The 2,440-nt window shown below is 64.0% G+C and carries 3 protein-coding genes; all 3 read right to left on the bottom strand.

The annotated features are described in order from the left end of the window. Positions 1–776, bottom strand: a 776-nt coding sequence (pstB, locus tag Q1V87_RS00675; protein WP_300590419.1) for a phosphate ABC transporter ATP-binding protein PstB, incomplete at its 3' end; no start/stop codon positions are given. Between the two features lie 16 nt (positions 777–792). After that, complete coding sequence (gene pstA / locus Q1V87_RS00670; RefSeq protein ID WP_300590418.1) at positions 793–1,884, bottom strand: phosphate ABC transporter permease PstA; 1,092 nt, start codon at positions 1,882–1,884, stop codon at positions 793–795. Beyond that, positions 1,884–2,440 (bottom strand): PstC family ABC transporter permease (locus Q1V87_RS00665; RefSeq protein ID WP_300590417.1); only part of this gene is annotated, 557 nt, incomplete at its 5' end. The genes Q1V87_RS00665 and pstA, both read right to left, overlap by 1 nt.

The raw sequence follows: 2,440 nt of genomic DNA, 5'->3' as shown, positions 1-2,440 counted from the left end.
CCGAAGCGGCCCGAGACGTAGTCTTCGGTGTCCTTGACCTTCGGGCGGGTGAAGATCGTGGTGGTCTCGTCGTACTCGATGAGCTTGCCCGGCTTGCCGGTACCGGCGATGTTGAAGAACGCGGTCTTGTCGGACACGCGTGTGGCCTGCTGCATGTTGTGCGTCACGATGACGATCGTGTACTCGCTCTTGAGCTCCTCGATGAGGTCTTCGATCGCGAGGGTGGAGATCGGGTCGAGGGCCGAGCACGGCTCATCCATCAGCAGAACGTCAGGCTCGACCGCGATGGCGCGCGCGATGCAGAGGCGCTGCTGCTGACCACCCGAGAGGCCCGAACCGGGACGGTCGAGACGGTCCTTGACCTCGTTCCACAGGTTCGCGCCCTGTAGGGACTTCTCGACGAGCGCCTCCTGGTCGCTCTTGGACATGCGCTGGTTGTTCAGCTTGACGCCGGCGAGCACGTTCTCACGGATCGACATCGTCGGGAACGGGTTCGGACGCTGGAACACCATGCCGACCTGGCGACGCACGAGCACGGGGTCGACGCCCGCGCCGTACAGGTTGTCGCCGTCGATCAGCACCTCACCCTCGACGCGTGCGCCCGGGATGACTTCGTGCATCCGGTTCAGCGTGCGAAGGAAGGTCGACTTGCCGCAACCGGAAGGGCCGATGAAGGCGGTCACCGAGCGGGGCTCGATTGTGAGCGAGACGCCCTCGACGGCGAGGAAGTTGCCGTAGTAGACGTTGAGGTCGTTGACATCGATGCGCTTGGACACGGATATTCCTTCGGGTTCAGCGACCGGTCTTGGGCGCGAAGAACTTCGCGACAAAGCGGGCGGCGAGGTTGAGCACCATGACGATGAGGATCAGGGTCAGGGCCCCCGCCCACGCGCGCGAGATCGCGGCATCGGGGTTGGTGCCCTGGTTGGCGTACTGGTTGTAGACGAACACCGGGAGGGTCATCATGTTCCCATCCCAGATATTCCAGTTCATGCTCTGGGTGTAGCCGGCGGTGAGCAGCAGCGGGGCAGTCTCACCGATGACACGGGCGATCGCGAGCATCACACCGGTGGTGATACCAGCGATGGATGTCGGCAGCACGACCTTCACAATCGTGAGCCACTTCGGAACGCCGAGCGCGAACGACGCTTCGCGCAGTTCGTTGGGAACCAGGCGCAGCATCTCTTCCGAGGAGCGGACGACAACGGGGATCATGAGCACGCTCAGCGCGATGGCACCTTCGAAGCCCGAGGAGTATCCGGCTCCGAAGAAGATCACGAACACGGCGTACGCGAACAGACCAGCGACGATCGAGGGGATGCCGGTCATGACGTCGACGAAGAACGTGATTGCGCGGGCGAGTTTGCCGCTGTTGCCGTACTCGACCAGGTAGATCGAGGTCATCAGCCCGATCGGAACCGAGATGATCGTCGCCGTCAGTGTGATCAGCAGTGTTCCGACGATCGCGTGCAGCGCACCACCGCCGTCGCCGATCACGTTGCGCATCGACGACGAGAAGAACTCGATGTCGAATCGGGCGAGCCCGTTGACCAGAACCGTGAACAGCAGCGAAATCAGCGGCAGGAGCGCGACGACGAATGCCGCCGAGACCACTGCGGTGATGAAGCGGTCGGTCGCGTTGCGGCGTCCTTCAACGATCGAGGCGACGACGAAGATCAGGATGGCGTAGAGCACCGCGCCGAGGAAGACGGCGGCGACGATGTTGTAGTTCGCGACGGGCTGGTCGATGTTCAGGAGGAAGAACACCAGACCCATGACGATGAGGGAGCCCGCGAGCAGGAGCCAGCTCGTCCCCTTCGGAAGCCGCCCGTTCGAGAAGCTGTTGGCGCTCGGACGCGTCGCCGTGGCGGTTGCGGTGGACATCAGTTGGCTCCCGAGAACTCAGCGCGGCGGTTGACGATCCAGCGAGCGATCGCGTTGACGGCGAAGGTGACGACGAATAGGACGAGGCCGGTGGCGATCAGCAGGCTCACGCCGGTGCCGTATGCCTCGGGGAACTGGAGGGCGATATTCGCCGGGATCGTGGTCGGGTTGGTGGCAGTCAGCAGCTCGAAGGTGACGACTCCCGATACCGAGAGCACCATCGTCACGGCCATCGTCTCGCCGAGCGCTCGACCGAGTGCGAGCATCGCGGCCGATACCATGCCACCGCGGGCGAAGGGCAGCACCGCCATCTTGATCATTTCCCAGCGGGTGGCGCCGAGCGCCAGCGCCGCCTCTTCGTGCAACACCGGCGTCTGCAGGAACACTTCGCGGCAGATCGCGGTCATGATCGGCAGCACCATGATGGCCAGTACCAGGGCGGCGGTGAGGATCGTGCGGCCGGTGGCTGACACCTGGCCGCTGAACAGCGGAATCCACCCGAGGTAGGTGTTCAGCCACACGTAGAAGGGCTGCACGAACCCGGCCAGCACCAGGC

The organism is Microbacterium sp., assembly GCF_030149085.1.
In the GTDB taxonomy this organism is placed as follows: Bacteria; Actinomycetota; Actinomycetes; order Actinomycetales; family Microbacteriaceae; genus Microbacterium.
The sequence above is the reverse complement of the archived record's forward strand: the minus strand, read 5'-3'. Positions and strand labels throughout refer to the sequence as shown.

Coding starts and splice junctions, on each gene's coding strand:
- pstA (WP_300590418.1), bottom strand. CDS start 1,884: ATGTCCACCGCAACCGCCACGGCGACGCGTCCGAGCGCCAACAGCTTC.